At 70.3% G+C, this 21,029-nt stretch carries 18 protein-coding genes; 13 read left to right on the top strand and 5 right to left on the bottom strand.

Annotation, left to right across the window (positions count from 1 at the left end; all coding sequences use genetic code 11):
- Positions 1-410: 410 nt before the first annotated feature.
- Positions 411-1,130, top strand: coding sequence for a spermidine synthase (locus AC0IWM_RS12820; protein WP_471755496.1), 720 nt, complete (start codon positions 411-413; stop codon positions 1,128-1,130).
- Positions 1,131-1,156: 26 nt separating this feature from the next.
- On the opposite strand, the gene AC0IWM_RS12815 is transcribed toward AC0IWM_RS12820, so the two are convergent.
- The gene (locus tag AC0IWM_RS12815; protein WP_471755494.1) at positions 1,157-1,444 is read right to left on the bottom strand and encodes a hypothetical protein; all 288 of its coding nucleotides are present in this window, start codon (positions 1,442-1,444) and stop codon (positions 1,157-1,159) included.
- A 275-nt stretch (positions 1,445-1,719) separates the two neighbouring features.
- Here AC0IWM_RS12815 and AC0IWM_RS12810 point away from each other — a divergent pair, with 275 nt between their 5' ends.
- Positions 1,720-2,781 carry a hypothetical protein gene (locus AC0IWM_RS12810; RefSeq protein ID WP_471755492.1) on the top strand — a complete coding sequence of 354 codons (1,062 nt, stop codon included), beginning with the start codon at positions 1,720-1,722 and terminating at the stop codon, positions 2,779-2,781.
- Between the two features lie 32 nt (positions 2,782-2,813).
- On the opposite strand, the gene AC0IWM_RS12805 is transcribed toward AC0IWM_RS12810, so the two are convergent.
- Together AC0IWM_RS12805 and AC0IWM_RS12800 are read right to left on the bottom strand one after the other, a co-directional pair.
- Complete coding sequence (locus tag AC0IWM_RS12805) at positions 2,814-3,644, bottom strand: oxidoreductase (protein WP_471755490.1); 831 nt, start codon at positions 3,642-3,644, stop codon at positions 2,814-2,816.
- 109 nt (positions 3,645-3,753) lie between these two features.
- Positions 3,754-6,747 carry an FAD-binding and (Fe-S)-binding domain-containing protein gene (locus tag AC0IWM_RS12800; RefSeq protein WP_471755488.1) on the bottom strand — a complete coding sequence of 998 codons (2,994 nt, stop codon included), beginning with the start codon at positions 6,745-6,747 and terminating at the stop codon, positions 3,754-3,756.
- 133 nt (positions 6,748-6,880) lie between these two features.
- Between AC0IWM_RS12800 and AC0IWM_RS12795 the strand changes: the two genes are divergently transcribed.
- A complete protein-coding gene (locus tag AC0IWM_RS12795; protein ID WP_471755486.1) occupies positions 6,881-7,927 on the top strand; it encodes a threonine aldolase family protein in 1,047 nt (348 codons plus the stop codon).
- A 40-nt stretch (positions 7,928-7,967) separates the two neighbouring features.
- On the opposite strand, the gene AC0IWM_RS12790 is transcribed toward AC0IWM_RS12795, so the two are convergent.
- The gene (locus AC0IWM_RS12790; RefSeq protein WP_471755484.1) at positions 7,968-8,696 is read right to left on the bottom strand and encodes a GntR family transcriptional regulator; all 729 of its coding nucleotides are present in this window, start codon (positions 8,694-8,696) and stop codon (positions 7,968-7,970) included.
- A 250-nt stretch (positions 8,697-8,946) separates the two neighbouring features.
- Here AC0IWM_RS12790 and AC0IWM_RS12785 point away from each other — a divergent pair, with 250 nt between their 5' ends.
- From AC0IWM_RS12785 to AC0IWM_RS12740, 10 genes are all read left to right on the top strand, one after another.
- Positions 8,947-10,122 (top strand): pyridoxal-phosphate-dependent aminotransferase family protein, encoded by a 1,176-nt coding sequence (locus tag AC0IWM_RS12785; protein ID WP_471755483.1) that lies wholly within the window; start codon positions 8,947-8,949, stop codon positions 10,120-10,122.
- A 212-nt stretch (positions 10,123-10,334) separates the two neighbouring features.
- The gene (locus AC0IWM_RS12780) at positions 10,335-11,627 is read left to right on the top strand and encodes an MFS transporter (RefSeq protein ID WP_471755481.1); all 1,293 of its coding nucleotides are present in this window, start codon (positions 10,335-10,337) and stop codon (positions 11,625-11,627) included.
- A gap of 64 nt (positions 11,628-11,691) precedes the next feature.
- Positions 11,692-12,927, top strand: a complete 1,236-nt coding sequence (locus tag AC0IWM_RS12775; protein ID WP_471755479.1) for a CaiB/BaiF CoA transferase family protein — start codon at positions 11,692-11,694, stop codon at positions 12,925-12,927.
- Positions 12,924-13,709 carry an enoyl-CoA hydratase gene (locus AC0IWM_RS12770; protein ID WP_471755477.1) on the top strand — a complete coding sequence of 262 codons (786 nt, stop codon included), beginning with the start codon at positions 12,924-12,926 and terminating at the stop codon, positions 13,707-13,709. The genes AC0IWM_RS12775 and AC0IWM_RS12770 overlap by 4 nt, the downstream gene beginning before the upstream one ends.
- Positions 13,710-13,739: 30 nt before the next feature.
- Complete coding sequence (locus tag AC0IWM_RS12765; RefSeq protein ID WP_471755475.1) at positions 13,740-14,270, top strand: gamma carbonic anhydrase family protein; 531 nt, start codon at positions 13,740-13,742, stop codon at positions 14,268-14,270.
- A gap of 236 nt (positions 14,271-14,506) precedes the next feature.
- On the top strand, positions 14,507-15,067 hold the full coding sequence (locus tag AC0IWM_RS12760; RefSeq protein WP_471755473.1) for a helix-turn-helix transcriptional regulator: 561 nt from the start codon (positions 14,507-14,509) through the stop codon (positions 15,065-15,067).
- A gap of 256 nt (positions 15,068-15,323) precedes the next feature.
- Positions 15,324-15,566, top strand: coding sequence for a hypothetical protein (locus AC0IWM_RS12755; RefSeq protein WP_471755471.1), 243 nt, complete (start codon positions 15,324-15,326; stop codon positions 15,564-15,566).
- Positions 15,567-15,938: 372 nt separating this feature from the next.
- Entirely contained in the window at positions 15,939-17,360 is a 1,422-nt protein-coding gene (gene pyk, locus AC0IWM_RS12750; RefSeq protein ID WP_056473733.1) for a pyruvate kinase, read from the top strand.
- Positions 17,361-17,680: 320 nt separating this feature from the next.
- Positions 17,681-18,328: a FecR family protein gene (locus AC0IWM_RS12745; RefSeq protein ID WP_471755624.1), complete on the top strand. Its 648-nt coding sequence runs from the start codon at positions 17,681-17,683 to the stop codon at positions 18,326-18,328.
- Between the two features lie 122 nt (positions 18,329-18,450).
- A complete protein-coding gene (locus AC0IWM_RS12740) occupies positions 18,451-18,846 on the top strand; it encodes a DUF3307 domain-containing protein (protein WP_056474413.1) in 396 nt (131 codons plus the stop codon).
- 29 nt (positions 18,847-18,875) lie between these two features.
- Here the strand turns inward: AC0IWM_RS12740 and AC0IWM_RS12735 are convergent, their stop codons facing one another.
- Positions 18,876-21,002, bottom strand: coding sequence for a CHASE2 domain-containing protein (locus AC0IWM_RS12735; RefSeq protein ID WP_471755469.1), 2,127 nt, complete (start codon positions 21,000-21,002; stop codon positions 18,876-18,878).
- Positions 21,003-21,029 lie beyond the last annotated feature (27 nt).

Genomic DNA, 21,029 nt, shown 5'->3' with positions numbered 1-21,029 from the left:
CCGGTATCGAGGACGACGTTGAGAGCGACGTCTCGGATGAGTTTGCAAGCTCGGCGTCCGCGTCGGCGGCGATGCCGGGAGCAGCGGCGATCGCAGAGACCATTGGCCCAGGCTTGGTGGCGACGTGGTTCTTCGAGGTCAAAGGGGACGTGGCAGCGTTGTCGCGGACATCGGAATCGTGGAAATGCTGGGCGATCGGTATGCCGCCTGGGATCCAACCGCCCCCGATTGGCCCCCGATCTCCAGAGATGCGCGTGCATCGCGCAAGCCGGCGCATCGACGGGCTTCATGCAACGCCAGAAAGCCGCCCAGCCATCGGATACGTTCTCGGTCCGGTTGACCTGCGTGGTGTTTCGGATGACGCGGTGGCAGCCACGGCCGTACGGAGTCGTGGAGGGAGCCCAGCGTCGATGTCCTCAACACCCTGGGTCCTCTGCGACACCAGCGCCATTCCCGGCAGTTCCGCCCGCCTGAACCTTCTGCGGCAGGGCGACGCCTACTCGATTCAGGTCGGGACGGCGGAGCTGATGACCAATCTGGACCGCCGCTCCGAGCAGGCTTTGGCGATCATCGCCTGCGAACGCCTCACCGGTCGTTCGGCGCCCCGCATCCTGATCGGTGGCTTGGGCATGGGCTTCACGCTTCGGGCCGCCCTCGGCGCCCTCGGACCGGAGGCGAAGGTCGTCGTCGCCGAACTGATCCCGGCCGTTGTGGCCTGGGCGCGCGGCCCCCTCGCCCATCTCTTCGGCGACAGCCTCGACGATCCACGGGTCGAGATCACCGAGACGGATGTCAATCGCGTGATCCAGTCGGGACCCGAGCTGTTCGACGCGATCCTGCTCGACGTGGACAATGGTCCTTCGGGTATGACCCGGCGGGAGAACGACCGCCTCTACGATGCCTGGGGCTTGAGGCGTGCCCATTACGCCTTGCGGAGCGGCGGCATCCTCGCCGTCTGGTCCGGCAAACCGGACCGACGCTTCAAGGCGCGGCTGCGCCTGCACGGCTTCGAAGTCGACGAGTTCCGCATCCACGCCAAGGGCGGCACGGACGGGCCCCGCCACGTTCTCTGGATGGCGACGCGCCCCGCCGCACCGCTGCGGTTCGCGTCGCCGGAAAACAGGGCCTGATGCCGTCTGCGGCCCTGGGTGGCGCGTCAGTAGCTGTAGTTGCGGCGCGCCGGGCCCTGGACCTGCCCGTAGCCGGCCCCGCGCGGCTCGACCCGAGAGCCGTAGTCGATGTCCCGCTGACGCTTCGCCTGACGATTCGCAAGGTAGCGACCGCCGAGGCATCCCGCGACCGCGCCGACCACGCCGCGTTCGGCGAGGTAGTGCCCGGCGATCCCGCCGATGATCGCGCCCTTGATGCAGCCCTTGGCCTCGGCCGCGCCGACACTGCTGAAGGTGAGGAGCGCGAGGGCCGACGCTGTCGCAATGATCCGCATGTTCAATCTCCCGGCTGATGCGTCGAGGAAACCGTCCCGCACTCTTCGCGTTCCGACCGGCCTGGGAGGATCCGAGAAATTCTTGGTCCGATCTCCACCGAAGCCCGCTCGAGCAGGAAGCTGTGTTCTTAATCCGCGGCCATCGCCAATTTCTCGATCTGTGTCTCATTCGCAGCAGGCAGGATAAGCGAGGGCGTGTCTAAGGTGAAGAACAGGGTCCACCAGTCATCGCAGCGGGGGCCGGGACAGGATTTCGCCAGATGACTTCCGGTTGCGTGCGTCCGACCCTATGCATCATCAGTGTCGTCGTGGCACTGTGTTCACATGCGGCCGATGCCACTGACACCGACGCTCCAGCCGCCACCAAGGCTACGGCGCAAGCGTCGAAGGACAGGCGATCCGGCACGGCACGCAAGGGTCCTCAGGCACGGAAGGATCAGACCGGCGGCCAAGGCTCCAAGGCGGGCGGGTCCTTGAAGGACGCAAAGGGAAGCGGTGGCGATGGCGGGCAATCCAAGGACGTCGACACCGAGCATCTCTTCGGCTTCACCGAAGGCTCGGATGCGGGCGAGAAGGGCGAGCAGGAAGTCACCGTCGATACGGTCTCACGGCTGGGCAAGCGGCTGTCCGGACCCGGCGGGGGGCGATATCGCGTACTCGACACCAAGCTTGGCTACCAGTTCGACCCGATCGACCGCCTGAGCATCGAGTTCGGCGCGTTCGGCACCTTTCGCCAGGTCCGCAACATCGTCGATCTGGACGACAAGTCCTACGGGACGTTCGATGGGGTTTCCGTGGAGGTGAAGTACCAGTTTCTGAAGGGCGACAAGGATCAGCCGCTCGGAGTCGCCCTCGAACTCCGGCCGCGCTTCTCGCGCGTCCTGCCCATCGAGGGACATGGAGCCGACATCTTCGACATGGAGACCGTGCTCCAGCTCGATCTCCAAATCGTGCCGGACAAGCTCTGGTACGGCAGCAACATCAGCTTCGAGCCGGCGGCCGGTCGCCAGCGCGGCCCGGGTGCACCCGGTTACCGCTCATCGACCTTTCTCTGGTCCAACGCCCTGGTCGCTCGCGTCGGAGAAAACACCTATCTCGGGCCGGAAGTTCGCTACCTGCGCGGCTACAACGGCACCTTCCTCAACGAGCTGGAGAGCGAGGCGCTGTTCGTCGGCCCCGCCCTGCACCATCGCTTCACCGAGAAGATCTGGCTGACGGTGGCGTATGCCGGACAGGTCTGGGGTCGCGATGCCGACCCGACCCTGGCCGGTCGTGCCCTCGGACTGAACCAATTCGAGCGGCACAATGTCCGGGTCAAGTTCGGCATGGAGTTCTGAGCGGTGCCGGCAGGACTGTCGCCGGAGGCGCTTCAGTTCGGCAGCTTCATCTGCTTCCTGAGGCTCTTGTCGAAGAGGTGGGCGGGGACGAAGCGCCGAAGCAGGCTGATCTGGCGCGCGACCTTGCCGGCCGTGTAGCGGCGGCGCGGGACGGAAGCCTCGGCTGCGGCGAGTACGGTATCGGCCACGACCTCCGGCGCGTCGGCCGTCGCCATGGCCTCCCGCATCGTCCGGTCGGCGCCGGCCCGGGCCTCGGCGTAGAGGCTCAGCTGAGCATCGGGAGAGACCAGGTTCTGGTCGAAGGCCGTGCGCGTATAGGCCGGTTCGATCAGGACGACGCGGATCCCGTGATTGCGGATTTCATGGTCGAGCGACTCCGAATAGCCTTCCACCGCGTGCTTGCTGGCGGCGTAGAGCGCCATGTAGGGGGCTGGGATCAGGCCGAGCACGGAACTGATGTTGACGATGCGGCCGCTCTTCTGCGCGCGCATCGTCGGAAGCACCGCACGGATGGCCCGGATCACGCCGAACAGGTTCACGTCGAAGAGGTCCTGTGCCTGGGCGATCGAGGATTCCTCGGCGCCGCCGCTGATGCCGAAGCCGGCATTGTTGACGAGAAGATCGATCCGGCCGGTCTCGTCGAGGACCGTCTTCACCATGGCGGCGACCGACGCCTCATCGGTGATGTCGCAGGTCAGGAGGGTGCCGGCATCGCCCAGGACCGTGCTGCTGCGCCGGCTCGTCCCGAACACCCGGTAACCGGCCTTGTGCAGGGCCCGCACGGTGGCGAGTCCGATACCGGACGAGGCTCCGGTGACGATGGCGGTCTTCCGAATGGTTTGGTTGCGATTGGCTTGGCTCATGACGCTCTCCCGGCGGGTCCGATCCGCCGGCCCCTCCCTTTTTAAATGACGTATATAATTTAAAACAGCAAGCCGATGCGGGTGCCGTGGCACACGCGCATCGTCGGTATTACAGCGGCAAAAAGGGCTTTCCGTTTCGCAACGCGGGCGAAGGACGTGTCGAGGTCACGAGGGCTTCGTCGAGAACGCGCGCGACGTGCCGTGCGGTCAGGCCGAGGCCGTCGTGGATCTGGTGGCGGCAGCTCGTGCCGTCGGCCACGACGAGATCGTCGGGTCCAGCCTGCCGCAGGGCCGGGAACAGCGACAGCTCGGCCATGGCCAGGGATACGTCGATGGTTTCGGCGCCGTAGCCGAAGGCGCCGGCCATGCCGCAGCAGCTCGACTCGATCGGGCGGACGTCGAGACCGGGCACCGCGCGCAGGACCGTCTCCACGGCCCCCATGGCGGCGAAGGCCTTCTGATGGCAATGGCCGTGGAGATGGGCGACCCGGCCGCCCTGGTCGGCGAGCGGCAGGTCGATGCGCCCCGCCTTGAGGTCGGCGGCGAGCAGCTCCTCGAACAGGAAGCTCGCGCGCCCGAGCTCGGCGGCCTCGGCGCCCGGAAGGAGCGAGGCGAACTCGTCCCGGAAGGTGAGGAGGCAGGACGGCTCGAGACCGACGACACGGGCGCCGGCGCGGATGAAGGGCAGCAGCGCGCTCAGCGTCCGCCGGGCCTCGGCGCGGGCCCGGTCGGTCTGGCCGGAGGCGAGGTAGGTCCGTCCGCAGCAGAGCGGGCGGCGGCCGCGATGCGGGAAGACCCGGTGCAGGCGGTAGCCGGCCGCGACCAGCACCCGCTCGGCGGCCTCCAGGTTCTCGCGCTCGAAGGCCCGGTTGAAGGTGTCGCCGAACAGGACGACGTCGCGGAAGTCGCCGGAGACGTCGCCCGGATGCGCGGGCTCCCCGGATTCGTGCCAGGGCCGGCGCCATCGGGGCAGAGTCCGCCGGGCCGAGAGACCGACCCAGCGCTCGGACAGCCGGGCCAGGGCCGGCAGCCGGTCGCGCAGGTTGAGGAGGGGCGCCAGCCGCGCCGCCGTGCTCGCGTAGAGCGGAAGCGCCGCCACCAGCCGCTCCTTCAGGGGCAGGCCGTGACGGGCGTGATAATGGTGCAGGAACTCGATCTTCATCTTGGCCATGTCGACGCCGGTGGGGCATTCGCGCCGGCAGGCCTTGCACGAGACGCAGAGATCCAGGGTCCGCTTCATCTCGGGGCTGGTGAAGGCGTCCGGCCCGAGCTGGCCCGAGATCGCCAGCCGCAGGGAATTGGCCCGGCCGCGAGTGAGGTGCTGCTCTTCTTTGGTCACGCGGTAGGAGGGACACATGGCGCCGCCGGCGAGCTTCCGGCAGGTGCCGTTGCTGTTGCACATCTCGACGGCCGGGCCGAACCCGCCCCAGTCCGACCAGTCGAGGGCGGGCGCAGCGGGCGCCGTCACCGCGTAGCCCGGCTGGAAGCGCATCAGCGCGCGGTCGTCCATGCGCAGGGGCCGGACGATCTTGCCGGGGTTGAGGCGGTTGTCCGGGTCGAACCCGTCCTTCACCGCCTCGAAGGCGCGGGTGAGCCGGGCGCCGAACATCGGCTCGATGTATTCCGAGCGCGAGATGCCGTCGCCGTGCTCGCCCGAGTAGGAGCCCTTGAAGCGGCGGACGGCGGCGCTGGCCTCCTCGGCGATGGCCCGCATCTTGGCGACGTCGCCGCCCTGCTTCATGTCGAGGATCGGGCGCACGTGCAGGCAGCCGACCGATGCGTGGGCGTACCAGGTGCCGCGGGTGCCGTGCCGGGTGAAGACCTCGGTGACGGTGTCGGTGTAGTCGGCGAGATGCTCCAGGGGCACCGCGCAATCCTCGATGAAGGAGACCGGCTTGGCGTCGCCCTTCATCGACATCATGATGTTGAGGCAGGCCTCGCGCACCTCCCAGACCGATTTCTGGCGGACGGGCTCGGGCACCTCCACCACGGCGTCCCGGAAGCCGTGGTCGCTCATGCAGGCGTCGAGGCGCCCGAGATCGGCCAGCAATGCGTCGCGGTCGTCGCCGGCGAATTCCACCAGCAGCAGGCAGTTCGGCGTGCCGCGGGTGATGTCGGCCAGGGTGGTGCGGAACAGCGGGATGTCGGCGCCGAGCACCAGGACGTTGTTGTCGACGAGTTCCACCGCCACCGGGTCGAGGTCGACCAGCGCCTTCGTGGTCTCCATGGCGGAGCGGAAGGACGGGAAGTGGCAGACGCCCATGACCCGGTGGGCGGGCAGCCGCGACAGCTTGAGGGTGACGCCGGTGGTGGCCGCCAGCGTCCCCTCGGAGCCGACGAGGAGATGGGCGAGGTTCGGCCGGGGCTCGATGAGCGCATCGAGGTTGTAGCCGCCGACCCGCCGCTGGACCCGGGGGTAGCGCGCCAGGATCTCGTCGCGCTCCGACTCGGCCAGCGCCCGCATCGCCGCGGCGAGGTGCCCGGCCCGGTCCGGACCCGTCACGCCGCTGCCGTCGTTGCCGGTCAGCCCGAAGCCGAAGGGGGTGCCGTCGGGAAACAGCGCGTCCACCGCCAGGACGTTGTCGCTCATCTTGCCGAAGCGGAGCGAGCGCGCGCCGCAGGAATTGTTGCCGGCCATGCCGCCGATGGTGCAGCGGGTGGCGGTGGAGGGCTCGACGGGAAAGAACCAGCCATCCGCTTTGACCCGGGTGTTCAGGCGCTCCAGCACCATGCCGGGCTCGACCGTGATGGTGCCCCCCTCGGGATCGTAGGCGATGATGCCGTTGAAGTGGCGCGAGCAGTCGACCACGAGGCCGTGCCCGATCGGCTGGCCGTTCTGCGAGGTGCCGCCGCCGCGCATGATGACCGGCACGTCGTGCTCGGCCGCGATCTTCAGCGTCGCGGCGATGTCCGCAGCGGAGCGGGGCAGGACGATTCCGGCCGGCATGATCTGGTAGATCGAGGCGTCGGTGGCGTAGCGTCCGCGGGTGAAGCGATCGAATCGGGCCTCGCCCTGCAGCGCCTCGGCCAGCCTGCGGGCGAGTCCGGCGTTCTGGCGGGTGGCCGCGCGGGGTGTGGTCGATGGCTCAGCCGTGGCGGTCATGCGTCATCGTCCTCGCGTGGCGAATGGGCCATCCGGGTCGGAATGCCGGTGTGCGGCGAGCCGGATGGGGTGGCGGCCGGGGCCACCGAAGCTAAGATACCGGTGATATTTTGAATGCAAACGGGCTTGCAAGATGATCGACCTGTTCAGCGACACCCAGACGCGGCCCACGGTGGGGATGCGGGACGCCATGGCGCGGGCCGAGGTGGGTGACGAGCAGTCGGATTCCGACCCGACGACCCTCGCACTCTGCGCGCGGGTGGCGGACCTGCTCGGCCAGGAGGCGGGCGTCTTCATGCCCTCCGGCACGATGTGCAACCTGGTGGCGATCCTGGTCCAGACCCGGCCCGGCGACGAGATCATCGTCGACGACCAGTCCCACATCTACAACACCGAGGCCGCCGGCTCGGCCGCCATCGGCGGCATCTCCGTAGCGGCCCTGAAGACCCCGGCGGGGGTCTACACGCCGGAGGCCTTCGAGGCCGCGATCCGCCCGGCGGCCCGGACGGCGCCGCGCTCGGCCCTGGTGTCGATCGAGCAGACGACGAGCTTCTCGGGCGGTTCGGTCTGGGCGCTTCCGGACATGCGGCGCATCCGCGACATCGCCCACGAGAAGGGTCTGCGGGCGCATATCGACGGGGCCCGGCTCCTCAACGCGGTGGCGGCCACCGGCATCGCCGCGAAGGACTATGCCCAGGGCTTCGACAGCTCTTGGATCGATCTCAGCAAGGGCCTCGGCTGCCCGGTTGGCGCCGTCCTGTGCGGGAAGCAGGATTTCATCACCGAAGCCTGGCGCTGGAAGTACCGCCTCGGCGGGGCCATGCGCCAATCCGGCATCCTGGCGGCGGCGGGCCTCTACGCCCTCGATCACCACGTCGAGCAACTGACCCGCGACAACGCCCACGCGGCCCTGCTGCGCGACCGGATCGCCGAGGCGCCCGGACTCGTCGTCGATGCCGGCGCGGCGCAATCCAACATCCTGTGCTTCTCGGTGGAGCCCCTGGGAGTGACGGCCGCCGCCTTCGCGAAGGCCTGCCTCGATCAGGATGTCCGGGTCCGGGCGATCGGCGCACATCAGATCCGCGCCACGACCCATCTCGAGGTGGACGAAGCCGGCGTGCTCCGGGCGGCCGAGGTGATCCGCGCCGAGGCCGAGCGCCTGTCGGCGAGCGCCGGCTGATCGGTCCGGCGGCTTCTGGAGGCGACTCCCGGCGCCGCCATCAGGCTTCGGCCGCCGCGGACTCCCGCACCGCCGCGGCGCGGCGCTTGTTGCGCAGGTGGCGGAACAGGATGTCGCTGAGCTCCGGGCCGGCGCGCCGGCGCAGGGCGTCGAGGATCTCCTCGTGCTCGCGCATGGCCTCGCCCCAGCGGTCGCGGTCCTTGTCGAGGTTGGCCGCGTAGCGCACCCGGCGCAGGCGGCCCGCGAAATTGGCGTAGGTCGTCCGCAGGGGCTCGTTGTCGGCGGCCTCGACGATCCGGTCGTGGATCGCCTGGTTGCCGGTGAAGTAGCCGTGCAGGTCGCGCCGCAGGTAGGCGGCGTACATCGCGTGGTGCAGGCCCTCGATCTCGGAAAAGGCCGCCTCGGTGATCTTCTCGCAGGCGAGCCGCCCGGCCAGAGCCTCAAGGCCGCCCATCACGTCGAACAGCGCCACCATCTCCTCGGCGCCGAGCTGGCGGACCCGGGCGCCCCGGTTCGGGAGCAGGTCGATCAGACCCTCCGAGGCCAGCACCTTGAGGGCTTCGCGCAGGGGCGTGCGGGAAATTCCGAAGCGCTCGCAGAGGAGCCGTTCCGGCACCCGGGCACCGGGGGCGAGGTTGCCCTCGACGACGTAGTCGCGCAGCTGCGCCAGCAGGGTCCCGTGCAAGGAGGCGGCGACCGTTCCGGCGATCCGGGGCAGGGACGGAGCCTCCGGGTCGACCGCGGCATCCGGGACGGAATCGAGCATCATCGTTCCAGAATTATCAGCCGGCGGCGCCGGGGTCGAGGGCGATCGAGCGCAAAATAATGCTTGTGTCACGCAGAAATGAATGCAAATTTTTGGTCGACCAAATCGGACGCGGATCGTATCGACGACAATACGGCGCCGCTCGCGATCATACGCCCCGGCGCTGCTCCCGTCCCGCGACCTGCCGGCAGCGATTTGCCGGCCGCGATCTGCCAGCTTCCTCTGGCGCCCCTGAAAGCCTGCGAGGCCCCCGATGACGACACGGACCGGACGCCACTTCCTGCACATTCCGGGCCCGAGCCCGGTGCCCGAGCGCGTCCTGCGCGCCATGGACATGCCGGTGATCGACCATCGCGGTCCCGACTTCGCCAAGCTCGGGCGGGCGGTGCTGGAGGGCGCGCAGGCCGTGTTCCAGACCCGCGCGCCGGTGATCCTCTATCCGGGTTCGGGCACGGGGGCCTGGGAGGCCGCCATCGTCAACACGCTCTCGGCCAGCGACCGGGTGCTGATGTTCGAGACCGGGCACTTCGCCACCCTCTGGCGCCAGATGGCGGCCCGCTGGGGCATCGAGGTGGAGTTCGTGCCGGGCGACTGGCGCCGGGGCGTCGACCCGGCCAAGGTCGAGGCGATCCTGGCCGAGGACCGCGCGAAGTCGATCAAGGCCGTGATGGTGGTGCACAACGAGACCTCCACCGGCGCCACGAGCCGCATCGCGGAGATCCGCAAGGCCATCGACCGGGCCAACCACCCGGCCCTGTTCCTGGTCGACACCATCTCGGGCCTCGGCTCGGCCGAGTACGCCCACGACGCCTGGGGCGTCGACGTCTCGGTGAGCTGCTCGCAGAAGGGCCTGATGCTGCCCCCGGGCCTCGGCCTCGTCGCCCTCTCCGACAAGGCGCTCGCCGCCACCAAGACCGCGACCCTGCCGCGCTCCTACTGGGACTGGCAGGACATGCTGAAGCCGAATGCGGCCGGCTATTTCCCCTACACCCCGGCCACCAACCTGCTCTACGGCCTGCGCGAGGCCATCGCCATGCTGCTGGAGGAGGGCCTGCCCCAGGTCTTCGCCCGCCACCAGCGCCTCGCCGCCGCCACCCGCGCCGCCGTCGAGGCCTGGGGCCTCGAAGTGCTGTGCCGGGAGCCGTCCGAGTATTCGCCGGTGCTGACCGCGGTGGTGATGCCCGACGGCCACGACGCCGACGCCCTGCGCAACTTGATCCTCGAGAAGTACGACCTCTCCCTCGGCACCGGCCTCGCCAAGGTCGCCGGCAAGGTCTTCCGCATCGGCCATCTCGGCGAGACCAACGATCTCACGCTGATGGCCGCCCTGTCCGGCGTCGAGATGGGTCTCAAGGCCGGCGGCGTGCCCCATACGCGCGGCGGCGTGCTGGCGGCGATGGATGCGCTCCGCTCCGGCCTCGACGATTGAGAGACAGGTTCCCCTCCCCTTGCGGGGAGGGGTCAGGGGTGGGGGTGGCGCCGCCGGCCTTCGCCGCCTGAGGGTCACCCAACCACCCCCACCTCCAACTCCTCCCCGCAAGGGGGAGGAGAGCCGCGCCGATCACACCACCCGCGTGCCCTTCGCGAAAAGCCCGGCGATCAGATCGGGCGGGGGGACGCGTTCAAACGGAGGAAACCCCGATGACGCCAGCCAAAAGACGCGTCTCCGCGTCGAACATGGTCCTGTTCCTGCTCTGCCTGATGTACTTCGTCACCTATCTCGACCGGGTGAACATCGCGACGGCGGGCGGCGAGATCATGAAGGATCTCGGCATGTCGAACACCCAGTTCGGCCTGATCCTGTCCGCCTTCGCCTATCCCTACGCCATCTTCCAGGTCATCGGCGGCTCGGTGGGCGACAAGTTCGGCGCCCGGCGCACGCTGCTGGTCTGCGGCCTGATCTGGGCCTCGGCCACGATCCTCACCGGCCTCGTCGGCGGGCTGGTCAGCCTGTTCCTCGCCCGCGTGCTGCTCGGCTTCGGCGAGGGCGCGACCTTCCCGACCGCCACCCGCGCCATGCAGAACTGGACGGCGCCGGGCAAGCGCGGCTTCGCGCAGGGCATCACCCATGCCTTCGCGCGGCTCGGCAACGCGGTGGCGCCCCCGATCGTCGCGGTGCTGATCTACCATGTGGGCTGGCGCCTCGGCTTCGTCGTCCTGGGTGTCGCGAGCTTCGCCTGGGTCGTGGTCTGGTACCTGTATTTCCGCGACGATCCCAAGGATCATCCGGCGATCACCCCGGAGGAACTCGCGGTGCTGCCCGAGCCGCGCAAGGTCGGCGCCAAGCAGAACATTCCCTGGAGCCGCCTGACGATGCGGATCCTGCCCGTCACCCTGACCTATTTCTGCTACGGCTGGACCCTGTGGCTGTTCCTCGGCTGGCTGCCGAGCTTCTTCAAGCTCAATTACGGCCTCGACCTGAAGAACTCGGCCCTGTTCGCCTCCGGCGTGTTCTTCGCCGGCGTCGTCGGCGACACCCTGGGCGGCGTCTTCAGCGACCGCATCCTCAAGCGGACCGGCGATCTCAAGCTCGCCCGGCTCAGCGTCATCGTGGTCGGCTTCCTCGGGGCGGCGGCGAGCCTGACGGGGGTGTTCTTCACCAAGGACCTGACCCTGGTGGCGCTGCTCCTGAGCTCGGGCTTCTTCTTCGCCGAGCTCGTCATCGGCCCGATCTGGTCGGTGCCGATGGACATCGCGCCGACCTATTCGGGCACCGCGGCCGGCCTGATGAACACCGGCTCGGCGGTGGCGGCGATCATCTCGCCGATCGTCTTCGGGATGATCGTCGACATGACGGGGAGCTGGACCCTGCCCTTCGTCGGCTCGATCTTCCTCTGCCTGCTGGGCGCCGGCCTCGCCTTCACCATGCATCCCGAGCGCCCCTTCGTGGAGGAGCCCGCGGCCCCGCTGGCGCGGGCCGTCCCGGCGGAGTAGCGGGCCTCCCCTCCCCGCGAGGGGGAGGAGGGCCGCGTCGCGCAACACACAGGACCTGAGCACGATGGACGAACCCGTGCACGACACCCCCCGCCCCGGTTCCCGCCCCCTGCCCCTCTCCGGCCTGCGCGTCCTCGACGTCACGCAGGTGATGGCGGGGCCGGTCTGCAGCATGCTGCTCGCCGATCTCGGGGCGGACGTGATCAAGATCGAGCCGCCCGGCACCGGCGACCAGACCCGGGGCGCCATGGGGTTCAAGATGAAGGGGCCCGACAGCATGGGCTTCCTCAACATGAACCGGAACAAGCGCAGCCTCGCCCTCAACCTGAAGAGCCCGGCCGGGCGCGACCTCCTCCTCGACATGGCGGAGGGGGCCGACATCGTGGTCGAGAACTACCGCCCCGGCGTCATGGCCCGGCTCGGCCTCGGCTACGAGGCCATGCGGGCGCGCAACCGCGGCCTGATCTACGCCAGCATCTCGGGCTTCGGGCAGACCGGCCCCTGGGCCAAGCGCCCCGGCTACGACCTGATGGCCCAGGCCATGTCCGGCGTGATGAGCGTCACCGGCCATCCCGGCGGGCCGCCGGTGAAGGCCGGCGTGCCGGTGGCCGATATCGGCTGCGCCCTGTTCGCGGTCTACGGCATCCTCAGCGCCTATATCGGCCGGCAGGCCGGCGGCGAGGGCCAGTACGTCGACGCCTCGCTGTTCGATTCCGCGCTGGCCTTCTCGATCTGGGACGTGTCCGAGTACTGGGGCACCGGCCGGGTTCCGGAGCCCCTCGGCACCGCCAACCGCATGAGTGCGCCCTACCAGGCCGTGCGGGCGGCGGACGGCTACTTCGTCATGGGGGCGACGAACCAGAAGCTCTGGCGCCTGCTCTGCGACGTGCTCGGCCGCGAGGACCTGCTCGCCGACGACCGCTTCCGGGACATCGCCGGACGGCTCGCCCACCGCGAGGCCCTGATCGCCGAGCTGGAGACGAGCTTCGCCGCCCGGAACGCCGAGGACTGGGTCGCCGACCTGCTGGCCGCCGGCATCCCGGCCGGGCGCATGAACACCTACCCGGAGGCCTTCGAGAGCGCGCATGGCCAGCACCGCGAGATGCGCATCGCGGTGCCCCATCCGATCGAGGGCAGCGTGCCCAACATCGGCTTCCCGGTGAAGCTCTCGGGCACGCCAGCGCAGGTGCGCCGCCACGCGCCGCTGCTGGGCGAGCATGCCGACGAGATCCTGGCCGAACTCGGCCTGTCCGACGAGGCGGTCGAGCGCCTGCGCGCGGAGGGGGCCTTCGCCGCATGAGCGAGAGTCACGCCGCGGGCGCCGTCCGCTACCGGGTCGAGGGCGGCGTCGCCCACCTCACCTTCGACCGCCCGGCCGCCCGCAACGCCCTCACCTTCGCGATGTACGACGCGCTGGCGGAGAGCCTCGCGCGGATCGAGGCCGACCCGTCCGTGCGCGTGGCCGTCCTGCGCGGCGCCGGCGGCAAGGCCTTCGTGGCCGGCACCGACATCGAGCAGTTCGTCGGCTTCACGGGGGCGGACGGCGTCGCCTACGAGGCCCGCATCGAGGGCTACGTCGCCGGTCTGGAGCGCTGCCGCGTGCCGACCGTCGCGGTGATCGAGGGCTTCGCGGTGGGCGGAGGCCTCGCCATCGCCAATGCCTGCGACATCCGGGTGGCGCAGGCCGGCGCGCGGTTCGGCGTGCCGATCGCCCGCACCCTGGGCAACTGCCTCTCACCGGCCAACCTGCGGCGCCTGACCGCGACCCTGGGCCAGGGCCTCGTCACCCGCATGATGCTGCTGGCCGAGATGCCCGCCGCCGAGACCCTGGCGCCGCTCGGCTACCTCGCCGCCGTGGCGGAACCGGGCGAGCTCGACGCCGCGGTGACGGCGATCTGCGATCGGCTCCTCGGCCACGCCCCCGTGACCATGCGGGTGACGCGGGAGATGCTACGCCGGCTGGAGCGCGATCCCGGTGCCGAGGCGACGGACCTGATCGCGGAATGCTATGGCAGCGGCGATTTCGCCGAGGGCGTCGCGGCCTTCCTGGCCAAGCGCCCCGCCGCCTGGTCCGGGTCCTGATCCGGCCCCCCGAAGCAGCATGGATTCCGCATGACCCTCTACGCCCTCGGCCCCCACCGGCCGCAGATCGCCGATGCCGCCCGCCTCTGGATCGCGCCCGGTGCGCACGTGATCGGGCAGGTCCATCTCGGACTCGACGTCTCGGTCTGGTTCGGGGCGGTCATCCGCGGGGACAACGACACGATCCGGATCGGCGCGCGCACCAACATCCAGGACGGGGCCGTGCTGCACGCCGATCCCGGCTTTCCCCTCGACCTCGGCGAGGACGTCACGGTCGGCCACCGCGCCATCGTGCATGGCTGCACCATCGGGGCCGGGACCCTGGTGGGCATGGGCGCCACCATCCTCAACGGCGCCCGGATCGGGCGCAACTGCCTCGTCGGCGCCAATGCCCTGGTCACGGAGGGCAAGGTGTTTCCCGACAACAGCCTCATCGTCGGCGCCCCCGCCAAGGCCGTGCGCGCCCTCGACGCCGAGGCCGCCGCGCGGCTCGCGCAGACCGCCGGGAACTACGTCGCCAATGGCCGCCGCTTCCGGCAGGACCTGCGCGGACTCGACTGAACCCTTCACCGGTCCCCGCGCGGCGGGAGGCGCGGCCGGGCGCGATTTCCGATCTATCGAGACCTCATCGCGAATCCGGCAGTCGCGGAAAAACGATCCGTCGGAACGACAAGTATCCATGACAGTGCGGGTGTATTGACCCGACCCGGATATTGCCTAACCTCCCGTATGACAGGCTCTGTGCCGAACCGGCATACGGGGGACGTGTCGCGACCATGCTTGTCGGGATACCATTCTTGCAGGTCTTCGACCGGATGGGCTACGGCGGGCTCGTCATCTCGACCGGCGGCGACGTGCTCGCCATGAACGACCACGCGCGGCGCATCTTTCAAAATCTCTTCTGCCTCAGCCGCTCGGAGGTCGAGGTCGATGTGTTGAACGGCCTCGGACGCGGGATCGTCAAGCGGCTGCTCGGTCAGGGCCAGCCCCGCGTCCAGCTGGACGGCGAGAGCTGGATCCTGGTCGAACGCGCCGACCAGCGCCCGCTGATCATGAATGCCGTTCCGGTCCCGCTGGCGGGCGACGACGGGCCGCGTTCGATCCTCCTCCTGATCGACCTCGACGCGACGCCGGCCCTGAATTGCGGGGCGCTCAAGCAGATCTTCGGGTTGACGCCGAGCGAGGCGAAGCTCGCCATCCTGATGGCTCAGGGCGCCACCCTGGCGGAAGCGGCCGCGCTCCAGGGTTTGCGCGTCGCCACCGTGCGGGCGCAGCTCCGTTCGATCTTCACCAAGACGCAGACCCATCGGCAGGCCGAACTGGTGATGCTGGTCTCGCGCCTCTCCAGCCTTCCCTGACGGGAAGGCTGCCTTCGCGTCCATCGACGACCGCGCTGCAAGTCTTGGTGCCAATCCGTCTTCGGACTGCCATTTCCAGTCATGGTACCCGGGCGGTTGCCGAGATCTGGAATACCGGCGTCTACGGTAGCGTGTATTCGGAGATCGGTGTTCTATATATATTTTCGAATATTGTTCGTCTGTAATCAATATGGGGGATGACAAGTTTTCGGATTGATCGATTCTCGCGCTGTCGCAAAGACGACGGGAGGAAACGATGAAACATTCAGTTCCTGTGATCGTATTGGCCGGCCTGTCCCTGGCCGCCACGGCCTTCGTACCCGCCTCGGCCGCCGCGAAACGTCACCGTCCCCCGGCGCAATACACCTCGATGAACGCGGAGCGCACCACACCGACCGTGCCGGTCCAGCCCATCACCGCAGCCCAGGACTTCGGCGGCGACGGCACCGACATCGCGATCCGCCTGCAGGATGGCCATCACGGCGAAGGTCACCTCTGAAGAAGCGAGCCGGTGAGACGGACCTGCGCCGAATCGAGACCTGCACCGGATCAAGACCTGCACCGAATCAAGGACCCGCATCGGATCGGAGTCCCGCCCCGGGCGACCGGGCGCGGGCCCCCTGCGCGCGTCTCCACCTCCGCGGGCAGCCCTGCGGGACGGCCCTACGCGCCACCAAAGCCCCAGCATCGGCCCCTCCGGCGGTTTACAGCCGGGCCGGCTTCCGGGAACATGGCACGTGTTCGGTCGCGGCGACCTTCGGGCCGTCGCGGTCGGGCGCCTGGGAGGCGTGGGCGGGGACGCGACTGTGCGCCTCGCCGCGAACCTCCGCCCTCGATTCCAGGGAGGCGGCCGCGCGCGGTCGCGGGACAGATGCGCCGCAACCGCCACGCCAAGATCGTCGCCACCGTCGGGCCGGCTTCCTCGACGCCGGAGATGCTGCACCGCCTGTTCCTGGCGGGAGTCGATACCTTCCGCCTCAACTTCAGCCACGGCACCCAGGACGATCACGCCCGGGTCCACGCGGCGATCCGCGCCCTGGAGCGCGAGACCGGCCGTCCGATCGGCATCCTGCAGGATCTGCAGGGTCCCAAGATCCGCGTCGGTACCCTGGCGGGCGGACGCTTCGACGTCGTGCCCGGCGAGACCCTGCGCTTCGTGCTCGACGGCGCCGAGGGCGACCGGGACGCCATCCCCCTGCCCCATCGCGAGATCTTCCTGGCGGTCGCTCCGGGCCAGGACCTGCTCATCGACGACGGGCGCGTGCGCGTGCGCGTCACCGGCCTGACCGGCGACAGCCTGGACGCCGAGGTGATCACCGGCGGCACGATCTCGAACCGCAAGGGCGTGAACCTGCCCGGCACCCTCCTCGACCTCTCGCCCCTCACCGCGAAGGATCGGGCCGACCTCGCCTTCGGGCTCGAGCTCGGGGTGGACTGGGTGGCGCTCTCCTTCGTGCAGAAGCCGGCCGACCTCATCGAGGCGCGCGCCCTGATCGGGGACCGGGCCGGGGTGATGACCAAGGTCGAGAAGCCCCAGGCCCTGGAGCGCATCGACGACATCATCCGCCTCTCCGATGCCGTGATGGTGGCCCGCGGGGACCTCGGGGTCGAGATCCCGCACGAGGACGTGCCGGGGCGCCAGAAGGAACTGATCCGCGCCTGCCGGCTGGCGGCGAAGCCCGTGATCGTGGCCACCCAGATGCTCGACTCGATGGTCTCGGCCCCGACCCCCACCCGGGCGGAGGCCTCGGACGTGGCCACCGCCATCTACGACGGGGCGGACGCGGTGATGCTCTCGGCGGAATCCGCCACGGGGCAGTACCCGGTCGAGACCGTGGCGATGATGGCGCGCATCATCCACCGGACCGAGACGCACAAGCTCTACCGCTCGCTGATCACCGCCACCGAGCCGGGCGAGGAGGAGACTCCGCCCCACGCGGTCGCCAGCGCCACCGCGACCCTGGCCGACGCGGTGGGGGCGGCGGCGATCGTGGCCTATACCCTCAGCGGGACCACCGCGGCCCGGATCGCGCGGCGCCGGCCGCAGGTGCCGATCCTGGCGCTGACGCCGGACCTGGCGACCTCGCGCCGCCTGAGCCTGCTCTGGGGGGCGCACAGCCTGCGCGCCGACGAGGTGGCCTCCTACGAGGCGATGGTGGAGAACGCCCTCGCCCACGCGGTGGAGGAGGGCTTCGCCCTGCCCCATGCCCGCGTGGTGATCGCCGCCGGCATCCCCTTCGCGGTGGCCGGCACCACGAACAACATCCGCGTCGCGCAGGTTCCCCCCGCCTGAGCGCTGCCACGGCCTGGCACCGCCGGCGCAGCGGGGCTCTCTACACCGGGCACAACGTTCGCCCGGCCGCAACAACCTTGCCTTGTTCTTGGATTCCCCGGTCACGCTCAGGAATTCGTGAAGCAGAGCGGCCAGATCATCTCGGCCGGGTGCGATGACTTAGCGATGCCTTAAGGGCATCGGCCGTAGGCAGGCAGGACGTGCACCGATGCCGTCCCGTCCCTCGCCCCGGCGGACGGGCGCGTCGCGCCGTCGACGTGCCCGGTTCCCTTGCCCCTCCCCCATCCCCTCCTCCTGTTTCGTGGACGATCACCGTGACGATGAAAGTTGCCGGCGCCTTCGCTGCCCTGTCCCTCGCCGCGCTCGCGCCGGCCCAGGCCGCCCCTCAGCAGGTCGGCGTCGTCGCCAAGGTCGACCGCCAGGCCGTGGCCTCCCAGGCCGGCCAAGCCCGCGACATGGCTCCGCAGGGACCGGTGTTCTTCAAGGACATGATCCGCACCGGCGCCGAATCCCGCCTCGAGGCGAAGCTCGCGGACGACACCGTCCTGACCCTCGGCGAGAACGGCAAGATCACGGTGGACGAATTCGTCTACAAGCCCGGCGCCCAGGGCGGGAAGCTCGCCCTCTCGGTGGCCCGCGGCGCCTTCCTCTTCGTGGGCGGCAAGATCGAGGGGCCGAGCGGCGGCAACGTCGCGATCAAGACCGCCGTCGGGACCCTCGGCGTGCGCGGGACCACGGTCTGGGGCGGCGCCATCGACGGGGGCTACGGCGTGCTCGTCCTCGACGGCGAGGTGGTGCTGAAGACCAAGCGCGGCAGCGTGCTGATGCGCAAGGGCCAGGGCACCATGGTGTATGGCGGCCGGGCGCCCGAGGCGGCCGCCCCCTGGCCGGAGGACCGCACCAAGCGGGCCGTGGCGACGATCACGATCAGCGACCAGGCCCGCTTCGTTCCGACCCTGAGGCGCTGACGCCCCGCGCAACCGGATGCCGGGCGGTGGGATTTCGCCTGCCGTTCCGGTAGCCTTTCGACCACGTCGGAGCCGGGCGGTGCGGTGATCCCGGTCCGCCCGACCCCCTGGAGATCGTCCTGGTGCAGGCCCTCGACACGCCCGTCCCCCTGTCGACGCTGGCCGCCCTCATGGTCGCGATGGCGGCCAAGCACTACCTCATCGACTTCGTCGCGCAGACCGACTGGATGGCCCGCGGCAAGGAGCGGGTCGACGGCTGGGCCGCGCCGCTCGCCGTCCATGCCGGCACGCATGCCCTCGGCACCCTGGCGATCGCCCTGCTCTACCGGCCGGCCCTGTGGTGGCTCGCCCTCCTCGACTTCGTCGTCCACGGGCTGATCGACCGCGGCAAGACCCTGGTCGCCCAGCGGACGCGCTGGCCCATGACCGACCCGCGCTTCTGGTGGCTGATGGGCTTCGACCAATTCCTGCACCAGGTCACGAACATCGCCCTCGTGGTGCTGCTGATCGTCGGCTGAGCCGGCGGCCGGGCGCTTCGGGCCGCCGGTCAGGCCGCCATGCGGACCGAGCGCTCGCCGGCGCGGATCCGGCGGGCATGCAGCGCCAGGATCGGGTCGTCCGGGTTGGCCTCGTGCAGGCGCAGCAGGGCCTCGGCGGCCCCCGCCTCGCCGGCGACCAGGCGTCCGAAGGCCTCGCGATAGGCGCTCAGGGTGCCGGCGGCCTGCCGCGTCGGCTCGAACACCTCGACGCCCACGGACTTGCCCTTCAGCATCAGGGTTCCGATCGGGCGGAAGCTGACGCCGGAGACCTGGTCGCAGGTGGTGCGGGCGATGCAGATGCGGGTGCCCAGGGCCTTGTTGGCGGATTCGAGCCGCGCGGCCGTGTTGATGGCGTCGCCGTGGGCCGTGTAGTCGAAGCGCCGCGTGCCGCCGAAATTGCCGACCACGGCGCGCCCGGTGTTGATGCCGATGCGCGTCGCGCCGAAGGGCACGCCCCCGGCCCGCTGCCCCCGCCGGAACGTCTCCGCGAAGTCGTCGAGGGCGAGCGCGCAGGCCACCGCCCGCTCGGCATGGTCGGGCTGGTCGAGGGGCGCGTTGAACATCACGTGCACCGCGTCGCCGACGATCTTGTCGACGGTGCCCCCATGGGCCATCGCGATGGAGCACATTCCGTCGAGATAGGCGTTGAGCAGGTTGACCAGGGCCTCGGCGCCGGAGGCCTCGGTCATCGCCGTGAAGCCCTCGAGGTCCGTGAACAGGAACGTCATCTCGCGGCTCTCGCCCCCGAGCTTGAGCCGGCCGGGATCGCTCGCCAGCACCGCCACGAGGTCCGGCGAGAGGTAGTGCGTGAAGGCCGCGCGCAGGCGCTGGGCCGCGCGCTCCGATCCGGCATAGCGGGCGAGACTCCCGCCCGCATGGGCGACGAGGAGGCCGAAGGTCGGCAGGGTCGGGTCGAGGAGCAGGCCGCCTCGGGCGAAGAGCGCCACGGCGGCGAAGGCCGGCACGGGCGCCAGGAAGGCGATGCCGAGCCCGGCGCTGCGCAGGCGGGCGAAGGCGCAGGCCAGGGCCGCGGCGAGGCCCAGCAGCAGCGCCGCCACGACCTCCGCGCCGAGCGCCCAGGCCGGGCGGATCAGCGCCTCTCCGGTGAGCATCTGGTCGAGGCCGATGGCGTGCAGGTTCACGCCCGGCTCGAACGCCGACATCGGCGTCGGGCGCAGGTCCGACAGGCCGAGTGCGCTGGTGCCGACGAAGATCGCCCGGCCCGCGATCTCGTCGCGCAGGCCGGCGCGCGTCGCGGGATCGAGGACCGTCCAGGCGGGGATCGTGGGCGTCGAGCCGGCCGCCGGGAAGCGCAGGGCCAGGGCGCCGGTGGTGTCCACGGCGACGTCGACCGCGCCGACGCGGATCGTGTAGCCGGTCAGGACCGCGCCGTCGCGCTCGGCCCGCACCTTGAGGATCTCCTCGTCCTGCATCACCCGCAGGGCGTCGAGGGCCAGGGACGGGACCAGGCGCCCGCCGACCGACATGAGGAGCTGCAGGCGCCTGTTGATCTCGTCGCTGCCCGCTCCGACGCCGAAGCTGCCGTGGCCCGCCGCCGCCGCATCGAGCACCGGCAGGTTGGGGACGGAGCCGCCGAAACGCGGGACGGTGGCGACGGGATCGCCGTCGATCGTCGCGAAGCCGGCGCTGCGCGTGACGGGAGCGCCCTGCGCCCCCGGGGTGAGCGCGAAGCCGGCCACGACCCGCCCGCGCGCGAAGACCGCCGCCAGGGCGGCGTCGTGATCCGGCAGGGCCGTCGCGGATTCGGCCGCGCGAAAGCCGAATCGCTGCGCCCATTCCGGGACGAGGAGCGCCGGAGAGGTGCGGTCGGGCTCGGCGAAGACCATGTCGAGGGCGACGACGCCGGCCCCGAGATCCTGCAGGGCCGCGACGAGATCCGCCACCACGTGACGGGGCCAGGGCCATTGGCCGTACCGTTTCAGACTCGCCTCGTCGATGTCTACGACCCGGACCGGACTGTCCGGGGTGACCCGGGGGCTGAGACGCTGGAAGCTGTCGAAGGTGGCCTGCCGCAGGCGCTCGAACGGCGCCGGGACCGCGCTGCGCAGGCCGAGCAGCGCCAGCACCAGCGCAAGGGCCGCGCCCACCGGGACGAGGCGTCGTGACAGGATCATCGGGGTGTCGGGCTCCGCGCGGGGACG

Source organism: Methylobacterium sp. AC433 (assembly GCF_979253015.1).
Note: the sequence above shows the minus strand (reverse complement) of the source record. Positions and strands in the feature narration are given on the sequence as shown.

Excerpts from the sequence above, each read along its gene's own strand:
- AC0IWM_RS12820 (WP_471755496.1), top strand. The coding sequence starts at position 411 with ATGTCCTCAACACCCTGGGTCCTCTGCGACACCAGCGCCATTCCCGGC.
- AC0IWM_RS12815 (WP_471755494.1), bottom strand. The coding sequence starts at position 1,444 with ATGCGGATCATTGCGACAGCGTCGGCCCTCGCGCTCCTCACCTTCAGC.
- AC0IWM_RS12805 (WP_471755490.1), bottom strand. The coding sequence starts at position 3,644 with ATGAGCCAAGCCAATCGCAACCAAACCATTCGGAAGACCGCCATCGTC.
- AC0IWM_RS12800 (WP_471755488.1), bottom strand. The coding sequence starts at position 6,747 with ATGACCGCCACGGCTGAGCCATCGACCACACCCCGCGCGGCCACCCGC.
- AC0IWM_RS12795 (WP_471755486.1), top strand. The coding sequence starts at position 6,881 with ATGATCGACCTGTTCAGCGACACCCAGACGCGGCCCACGGTGGGGATG.
- AC0IWM_RS12790 (WP_471755484.1), bottom strand. The coding sequence starts at position 8,696 with ATGATGCTCGATTCCGTCCCGGATGCCGCGGTCGACCCGGAGGCTCCG.
- AC0IWM_RS12785 (WP_471755483.1), top strand. The coding sequence starts at position 8,947 with ATGACGACACGGACCGGACGCCACTTCCTGCACATTCCGGGCCCGAGC.
- AC0IWM_RS12780 (WP_471755481.1), top strand. The coding sequence starts at position 10,335 with ATGACGCCAGCCAAAAGACGCGTCTCCGCGTCGAACATGGTCCTGTTC.
- AC0IWM_RS12775 (WP_471755479.1), top strand. The coding sequence starts at position 11,692 with ATGGACGAACCCGTGCACGACACCCCCCGCCCCGGTTCCCGCCCCCTG.
- AC0IWM_RS12770 (WP_471755477.1), top strand. The coding sequence starts at position 12,924 with ATGAGCGAGAGTCACGCCGCGGGCGCCGTCCGCTACCGGGTCGAGGGC.
- AC0IWM_RS12765 (WP_471755475.1), top strand. The coding sequence starts at position 13,740 with ATGACCCTCTACGCCCTCGGCCCCCACCGGCCGCAGATCGCCGATGCC.
- AC0IWM_RS12755 (WP_471755471.1), top strand. The coding sequence starts at position 15,324 with ATGAAACATTCAGTTCCTGTGATCGTATTGGCCGGCCTGTCCCTGGCC.
- pyk (WP_056473733.1), top strand. The coding sequence starts at position 15,939 with ATGCGCCGCAACCGCCACGCCAAGATCGTCGCCACCGTCGGGCCGGCT.
- AC0IWM_RS12745 (WP_471755624.1), top strand. The coding sequence starts at position 17,681 with ATGAAAGTTGCCGGCGCCTTCGCTGCCCTGTCCCTCGCCGCGCTCGCG.
- AC0IWM_RS12735 (WP_471755469.1), bottom strand. The coding sequence starts at position 21,002 with ATGATCCTGTCACGACGCCTCGTCCCGGTGGGCGCGGCCCTTGCGCTG.